The organism is Pelosinus sp. IPA-1 (assembly GCF_030269905.1).
Lineage (GTDB): Bacteria > Bacillota > Negativicutes > DSM-13327 > DSM-13327 > Pelosinus.
Genome location: NZ_BSVC01000023.1, coordinates 1 through 8324, shown reverse-complemented (window position 1 = coordinate 8324; position 8324 = coordinate 1). Strand labels below are relative to the sequence as shown.

Below are 8324 nucleotides of genomic sequence, written 5' to 3'. Positions count from 1 at the left end.
TTCTCTGACGATATGGAGAATGCTGATAAACGAAGAGTGGCTATCCAGCAGATAAATGAGGTGTTAGGATGGCGAAAGCTAATTATTCCAAGCGCATTGATAGGTTGGATCATTGATACGGAAGTAGGTGCCATACGCAAAATGCAAAAGTCTACAAATACACCAAGTTTACATGAGGAGGAGTAAATAACATGATGAAAGGGATAGACGTATCTGAAAATAATGGCGTAGTCGATTGGCAAGCCGTAGCTGATGCAGGAATTGAATTTGTAATGGTTAGAAGCTCATATGGCTTATATTCAAAAGATAGTATGTTTGTAGAAAACGTAAATGCAGCACACGCAGCAGGGTTAAAAGTAGGAGCATATCATTACAGCTATGCATTGAATAACGACGATACTTTACAAGAAGCAATTAATTGCCGAGAAGCTATTGATAGTGCTGGTGTATTACTAGAATTACCTGTATTTTTCGACATGGAAGATGCTGATGGATATAAAACTCGTCGTGGAATGCCTCGCGATATAACAGAAATATGTCGTACTTTTATTGATAATATTGGGCTGGATTGTGGTGTGTATGCATCTTATTCTTGGCTTACAAATAAAATTGATTGGCAGTCGCTTGGTTGCGCTGTATGGAATGCACAATGGGGCCAGAGCGACGACATTAAAGGCTATATGTGGCAGTATACTGATAAGCTGGAAATTGGCGGGAGGTTATTTGATGGAAATGTTAAATGGTAATAAAATGTCATTTGTAAAAAATAATTGGAAGTTTCTCTTAGGGTTAGCACTATTACTGGCCCTATTTTATTTTGGGAATGTTGAATATAAAGAATGGAAGCAGCACATTATTGATCAAGCGCAGAAAACCAATACACAAACTGTTGTCACGTTACCACCACAGGTCATAAATACTAAAACCGAGACAATCAGAGAAGTAGCTGTACAAGCCCCAAGCCAAGAAGGAGCTATCCTGCAATTCGTAGAACGTCAAGGAAAAGTTATTGCCATTGTAAATGGTCAAGAGGTTGAAGTGCCTAATGTATCGGGACAGCCTGACGTTAAAATAGGTGAGAATGGAGAACTTAGATTTTCTACATCGTCTACTACTAAAATAGATGTAACTGATATGGCAAATGCACAAGCTAGATTGATAGCTAATCAGGAATTAGAGAAACAGGCCAAAGTGCACAAACAGGAAATGGACAAAGAAAAGGCCTCGCGGAAGAAGGAACGTATTGGATGGATAATTGGCACTGTTGCAGGAGGATATTTGCTCACACGTTAAAGATTATAGCGTCTACTTTGTAAAAAATGATAATTTGTATAATTGTAATTTACTGCATCATTAAATTATGGCTTTTATAAAATATAATTGAAAAATAAATTACACTCCGTAGTTGAATTTATAGTTACTACGGAATGTGTATTAGTGAAAGCAATAAAAAGATTTGGTTCGCGATGTTTTTGTTGGTTAGCAAAAATGAAAATTATTGGAGGTAATAAAAAATGGCAACAATAGGACAAGTATTAACAGCTCCTGAAAATGGGTGGAAAAGAATTGAAGACAGTGACGTAAATATAACTTATGAAGGTTCCACATGGCAGGTGTTTTCCGACACTTCAAGTAGCGGAGGTAATTATCGCCGATGCTCCCAGAGTAACGATACCATTAAATTTAACTTTATTGGAACAAAATTAAGAGTTATTGGAGCTACGAATAAGTGGGGAAGTGAGAAGGTAAATGTAATTGTAGATGGTGCGACCACAGTATGTTCATTTTTAGGCTCTTTAGCTTATCAAGTTGTTATATTTGAAGTTGTCAACCTTCCCAAAGGCGAGCATAGTGTAAAAATAGAAAATTTAGAGAATGATTATTATCTTTGGTTTGATGCGTTGGATATTGATGATATAGGCGAGCTTAAACCCTATATGCCAGTAGTAAGAATAGGTTCACCTGTAAATTTAGAGGCAAAAGCAGATAATAAAGTCACTCTTACGTGGAATGCAGTTACTGGAGCAACTGGCTATAATGTAAAACGCTCCACAACAGCAGGCGGCCCATATACTACTATTGCGACCAAGGTAACGGATACAAGGTATGTAGATAATACAGTAACCAATGGTACTACTTATTACTATGTAGTTACTGCAGTTGATGCAAGTGGAAATGAAAGTACTAATTCCAATGAAGCTTCTGCGACTTCTGTGGCATCCAGCAAAGCAATATTGCAAGTAACTATGATTGATTCAAGCGAGCGGGAATATCGCGTATCTACTGAGGTAATCGATGGCTTTATTAATTGGTATACTCGTACTATTGGTACAGGTATTTCATGCTATGCAATCGATGATATTGTAGATGATAGTAAGGAATATTTATCATTTGAGAAGATTATTAGTTTTAAGGTGATACCGCTAACTAAGTAGTATTGCCGCCGTCTTGCTCAAATTAAGTAAGACGGCTTTTGTTATATGTATACTATCTAAAATTCAGCTTATATGTACGGATAAAGAATGAAAAACACATTTGCATTTGGTAGTTTAATTTATAGTTACTACGGAATGTGTATTAGTGAAAGCCGATATACAGGAAACACACATTTTTAATAAAGTTCCTTGGCTATGTTGGTTTTAAAAATAAAAAATAAGTAGAGGTAATAATTATGTATGAAGTTGATCAGTACACAGTATCGCTGTTGCATTTCGATGATGGATTGAAGGATGAGTGTGGAAAGGTTTGGACTCCTCAAGGGGGAGCCGTGGTGACCACTGACCAAAAGATGATAGGGACATCTAGTTTATGGTTAGATAAAACTAAAAATTCCTATATGACGACACCAGACAATGCGGATTTTGACTTTGCAAGCAGTGATTTTACAGTTGATTTTAACGTAATGTTTAATAGTTTGCCGTCTTCTGTGGCGGTGTTTATCTCTAAACGTATTCATTATAGTTATAGTCATTCATTTACTATGGGGTATTCGAGTAGTCATATACAATGTGCTTTTAATGACAATGACATAACACACAGTATTGATTGGATACCAGAGATGCATAAATGGTATCATATAGCTATGGTACGTAGCCAAAACAAAATGCTTTATTTTATTAACGGTATTTTAGTTAAGTCTTTTGATTTCAATGTTAGAATTAAATCTACACCAGGGGTCGATCTTGCATTGGGCACTAGCAGATCAAGTGGTATATATGATAATGGTTATTTACTAGATGGCTATCTAGATGAATTTCGTATATCCAATATTGCCCGTTGGACTGAAGACTTTACAATTCCTACTGCACCTTCAGTAAATGCGCCTACTAGTTTAATGGCAGCCGCAGGCGATTCTCAAGTGACTCTTTCCTGGAATGCAGTTACTGGAGCAACTGGCTATAATGTAAAACGCTCCACAACAGCAGGTGGCTCATATACTACTATTGCTACAAATGTAGCAGGTACGAGCTATGTTGATAATGCAGTAACAAATGGCACTACCTACTACTATGTAGTTACTGCAGTTAATGTAAGCGGGAATGAAAGTGCTAATTCAAATGAGGCTTCTGCAACTCCGCAGGCTCCAAGTGGACACGGATTGTTACGGATTACTATGAACGATTCTAGCGAAAGAGAATATAGATTGTCTACAGTCGAGATTGAAAAATTTATTAAGTGGTATGATCGTACTGTTTGTACAGGCAATACTTGCTATGCATTTGATGATATTGTAGATGATAGTAAGGAATATCTATCATTTGAGAGGATTATTAGTTTTAAAGTGATACCGCTAGCTAAGTAGAACAATCATCGTCTTACCTTAATTGGTAGGGCGGTGATTTTGTTTAGTACCTATCTAAAACTACGCTAATTTGTACGGATAAAGAATGAGAAATAATAATGCATTCAATAGTTTAATTTATTGTTACTTTGGAATGTGTATTAGTAAAAGCCGATATACAGGAAACACACAAATTTAATAAAGTTCCGTGGCTATATTGGTTCAAAGTAAAAATAAACGGAGGTAATAATTATGTATGAAGTTGATCAATACACAGTATCGTTATTGCATTTCGATGATGGATTGAAAGATGAGTGTGGAGTTATTTGGGAACCTAGTAATGGTGCTACGGTTACCAGTAGTAAGAAGGAATTTGGTGCAAGTTCGTTATTATTAAATGGGAATAAGCAATTCATTCAGACAAACAATAATTTTAACATTGGAGCAGATGATTTTACTATTGATTTTTGGATGTTGATTAATGATTTCAATGGCTCGACGACTACGGATGGTCAAGGTATTTGTTCTTGGGTAACGACACCGAATTATATTGGAACGGCAATTGCTCTCAATAAAAAAGATAAATCTATTTATCTTGCTGGCGGAAATGCGCCTACATTTAAAAGCCCAAAAGTATTACAGACTAATTTAATGTATCATATAGCATTCGTTAGACATCTAGGAAAATGTGCGATAGCAATTAATGGAGAGTTTAGTGATTGGAGTACGCTTGACAGTATTACAAGTATAAATAACCTGGTTTTGGGAAGATTTTATACAAATTATGATGATTACTATTCAAATGTTTGTATTGATGAATTTCGAATTTCTAATATCGCTCGTTGGACTTCTGATTTTGACCCAAATCCGCAAGTAGGCAAAGCCCTTCTAGTCGTAACAATGTCAGATCAAATCCAAAAGGAATATGAGCTTTCAAAGGCTCAAATTGACGACTTTATCACATGGTATGACAATCGATCCACCGGAACGGGTTTGCCACACTATACGTTCAATAAAGATTTTAACTTAGGACCATTTCAGAGCCGTAAAGACTATCTAGTTTTTGACAAGATTCAAAACTTTGAAGTAATGGAATATGCGAAGTAGAGATATTAGCTTTGAAGCTATGGAACTTACTAAAAAAGACTGTTGCCGTCTGCCTTTCGAGGTGAGGCGGTTGGTTTAAAATTTTAATCATCTGCTACTTGATTTACAGGTGTTTAAATTTTATAATTACAACCAACATATGTTCTGAATGGGGAGTTGAATGTAGTCCTAGGAATTCGAGTATATGCAGTTTATAAGTATTTTTGTAAAATAAACCATAGTTAGCAGGAAATGCATAACTTTTGAAGAAACAGTAAAATATAATATACTATCAATTAATGTAAAATAAAAAGGAGGGATAAATATGGTTGAGATTATTCTAGTTATAGAGTATTTTTTAGCTAAGAGTATCCCTAAAACCCAAAGGGCGATTACAAATTTAAAATTGCAAAAACTTCTTTATTATGCACAAGGTTTCTTTATGGCTTCAAATAACAATGATATGCTTTTTAGAGATGAATTGCAGGCATGGGTACATGGTCCTGTTTGTCACGAAGTTTATACAAGATATAAAGAATATGGATTTAACGAAATACCAAAATCGAACGACGAGGTTATACTTCCAGAGGAAGTAACTAAAGTATTAGATAGAGTATGGAATGTTTTCGGTTCTTATAATGGTTCCCAACTTGAATATTTAACTCATAGAGAATCGCCATGGATTAAGGCAAGAAATGGATTAAAACCTTGGGAAATTTCTAATAATCCAATAGATCCAGAAGAGATAAGACATTATTTTCAAAGTAAATTAGGTGGAGGCAATTAATATTGCCTCCGTATTTTATTTTTACCTAGGTGGTGTTGAACGGTGGAATTCATAGACAGCCGTTTTATTACTGAGATTATTTGGAACTGCCTGCTAATACCCATATTCACAATGTTGTTATATCCTGTTGTAAAAAGTTATTGTGGTGAGAAATTTCAATCTTTCTTTGCAGTAATAGATAAATGGGTATCGTTGGGCCTATTTCATATAAGTAATAAACAAGCCTATATGTTAGTTGTATTTTTGTTTTTTTATATTTTACAGATATATAATCTGAATATATCAATTGTGGAGTTCATAGACAACTATGTTATTCCGAAGATTATTATAATAAAAGTCATAGTGCTAGAAATGCTAGCACTCATATTCATATTGATGTTGATATATTTTACTGTAAAAAACTGTTGTGGTAAGAAATTTCAATCTTTCTTTGCAATAATAGATGAAGAGATATTGCTGGGTCTAGTCTATATAAGTGATAAACGGGCTATGTCCTTATTTTTTATATTACTGCTTTCGTACATTATTTTACAAGTGCATAATCCTTATTTACTAAGTCCTGATGAAAGTCAGATAAAGAATGTCTTCACATGGTTTAGTTATCGCGGGATATCCGATAAACTTATTTACTCTGTATTAGATTCGCTAAGTAAGCTAATGGGGTTGGCTGTTCCGACGAGTCTGACCTTTTATGTTTTTACATACAGAGAACAGAAGCAAACTGGAGAATCTACTGTAAATAAAAATAGCACAGTGTTCATTCTTCCTTTTTTTATAGGTGTAACTATTTTTACTAGTATCTATTCGTTACATTTGACAACCAGTTTATATACAAACTTACAAGAGAATTCACTTGTTTTTGTTACACATAATTGGGATAATTTTCTCATATTATTGATACTTACGTTTATGGATATTTATCTCGGTTTTGTTATGGTGCGTAACTTATTTAAAAATATAAATTTACGCTGGCTATTAGAAGATACTATTAAAGACGCAAGTATAGCCTTGAGAAATCTGGATAATATGAAAGACCTTAATCCTAAGTTTCAAGAAAATATATATTTAAGGCTGTGTTATTTGGTTGAGAGTATATATCAGATGCTTATTTCCACAGTTGAGAAAAATATGAATGATGTTTATTATCAAGTATATAAGATGTGGAGTGATTTGTTAAAGGAGTTTCACAATGTTGATAATCCCAAATATATTCAATTGCTTGATAAAAACCCTTCTAAATATATAGCTTTATATAAATCCATTCTAAAAAATCATGTAATCTTGGTTACTACTTTATACAATAAAAATAAAATTCAAGAGTGCCATAAGTGCGTGGAAGATTTTCTTGGCATGATTCCCCAAACAGATTTGGGAAATTATACAAGTTTAGAAAATTCATATCGGGAATTAGGAACGGTATATTATGCAGTTTTATATGAATTATCAATATTACTCCAAAAAAACGAGCATATAGGACTATATCCTCTCTTAAAAAGAATTGAGGAACTTGCTCAAAGCTCTATTGATAAGAAGAATATAATAGTAATTTACCGAGCACTAATTATAAAGGCTGTAGAAAAAGCAGATGTGAAGGTGCTTTCAACTTTGATTTATTCGCTTTTTCGGATTATTGATATTAATGATAATTGTGGTGTTGTTAATTATGACAATTGTAAAGTAGAGTATAGTCTTGAATGTTTAATAGGAGAAGAATCTGAAGACTTATTATATAATACAGAAGAACGAGAAATTAGTATCATGGTTCTTCTACAAGCTGCACTTAAGTCTATTGAGATTTCTCATTATGGATGCACAGGATTTTTGGTGAAATATATTGCAAATTTCGATAGTAGTATATGGGTTAAAGTGTATAGTGAGTTTTGCCAAGTAAATGGACTTTATAAAGGGGAGGAAGAAGAGTTACCTTTGTTTAAGGAGGTAAATGTTGATTTTTCAATAAACCCAAATACATCATCTTATTGTTTGCAGAAATTGACAATTCTATTTTATGGGCAACAGAATTACATTTTTAAATCTAACATATTGCTATCATGTGTACCGATTATTCTTGTAAGTCTATCTAAAGTTAAATATAATCAACTTTTCTATTTGTTGAAGAAACTCCAAGGAGCTAAGGATAAATACGGGTTACATTTCCTGAAAGATGAAAAATTCATGAAAAAATTGATGTGGCGAACCTTTAGAACTGGAAAACGGATTAAATGTGTTTTTAAGTAATTTTGGTGAATCTGTCAATCTGTCAATTTGATGATATATTGACAGATCCAACATAACATAAGTTGCATATAGGCCTCAGTATATTGCGTATGATTAAGACATAATTAACGCAATATGTGGGGATAGTATGGGGATACTTTATGAAATTTTATATTATTTTTATTGATGATTAATTATGTTAAAATACTTATAAATAAAGGCTTCTGATGATATTAAATTTTTATAAATTAAGCCTTATACTCATTCGTAATGAGTAGGTCTGCAGTTCGAATCTGCATATCGGCTCCAGTTGAAATTCAAAGCTCCTGAGAATTAACTCAGGAGCTTTTTTATGTCTAGTGTCAAGTTGAATTTAAGATTTAAATCATTAAAAAAATTCCTAACCTATAAATGCCTAAAAAAAGTCATATCGGTAGCTTATAAGATGAAAAC

The 8324-nt window shown here is 33.6% G+C and carries 7 protein-coding genes and 1 pseudogene; all 8 read left to right on the top strand.

The window, feature by feature from the left end; translation table 11 throughout:
- Positions 1-186, top strand: a pseudogene (locus tag QSJ81_RS25555) (hypothetical protein); the annotation flags it as partial.
- Between the two features lie 5 nt (positions 187-191).
- A complete protein-coding gene (locus QSJ81_RS25550; RefSeq protein ID WP_285720111.1) occupies positions 192-746 on the top strand; it encodes a GH25 family lysozyme in 555 nt (184 codons plus the stop codon).
- Positions 727-1293 carry a hypothetical protein gene (locus QSJ81_RS25545; RefSeq protein ID WP_285720110.1) on the top strand — a complete coding sequence of 189 codons (567 nt, stop codon included), beginning with the start codon at positions 727-729 and terminating at the stop codon, positions 1291-1293. Before QSJ81_RS25550 ends, QSJ81_RS25545 begins: the two co-directional genes overlap by 20 nt.
- Before the next feature lie 221 nt (positions 1294-1514).
- Positions 1515-2435 carry a hypothetical protein gene (locus QSJ81_RS25540; protein WP_285720109.1) on the top strand — a complete coding sequence of 307 codons (921 nt, stop codon included), beginning with the start codon at positions 1515-1517 and terminating at the stop codon, positions 2433-2435.
- A 236-nt stretch (positions 2436-2671) separates the two neighbouring features.
- Positions 2672-3802 carry a LamG-like jellyroll fold domain-containing protein gene (locus tag QSJ81_RS25535; RefSeq protein WP_285720108.1) on the top strand — a complete coding sequence of 377 codons (1131 nt, stop codon included), beginning with the start codon at positions 2672-2674 and terminating at the stop codon, positions 3800-3802.
- Between the two features lie 231 nt (positions 3803-4033).
- Entirely contained in the window at positions 4034-4888 is an 855-nt protein-coding gene (locus tag QSJ81_RS25530) for a LamG-like jellyroll fold domain-containing protein (protein WP_285720107.1), read from the top strand.
- Between the two features lie 304 nt (positions 4889-5192).
- Positions 5193-5654, top strand: coding sequence for a Panacea domain-containing protein (locus QSJ81_RS25525; RefSeq protein WP_285720106.1), 462 nt, complete (start codon positions 5193-5195; stop codon positions 5652-5654).
- A 42-nt stretch (positions 5655-5696) separates the two neighbouring features.
- Positions 5697-7892, top strand: coding sequence for a hypothetical protein (locus QSJ81_RS25520; protein WP_285720105.1), 2196 nt, complete (start codon positions 5697-5699; stop codon positions 7890-7892).
- Positions 7893-8324 lie beyond the last annotated feature (432 nt).

Excerpts from the sequence above, each read along its gene's own strand:
- QSJ81_RS25535 (WP_285720108.1), top strand. The coding sequence starts at position 2,672 with ATGTATGAAGTTGATCAGTACACAGTATCGCTGTTGCATTTCGATGAT.
- QSJ81_RS25530 (WP_285720107.1), top strand. The coding sequence starts at position 4,034 with ATGTATGAAGTTGATCAATACACAGTATCGTTATTGCATTTCGATGAT.
- QSJ81_RS25550 (WP_285720111.1), top strand. The coding sequence starts at position 192 with ATGATGAAAGGGATAGACGTATCTGAAAATAATGGCGTAGTCGATTGG.
- QSJ81_RS25525 (WP_285720106.1), top strand. The coding sequence starts at position 5,193 with ATGGTTGAGATTATTCTAGTTATAGAGTATTTTTTAGCTAAGAGTATC.
- QSJ81_RS25545 (WP_285720110.1), top strand. The coding sequence starts at position 727 with ATGGAAATGTTAAATGGTAATAAAATGTCATTTGTAAAAAATAATTGG.
- QSJ81_RS25540 (WP_285720109.1), top strand. The coding sequence starts at position 1,515 with ATGGCAACAATAGGACAAGTATTAACAGCTCCTGAAAATGGGTGGAAA.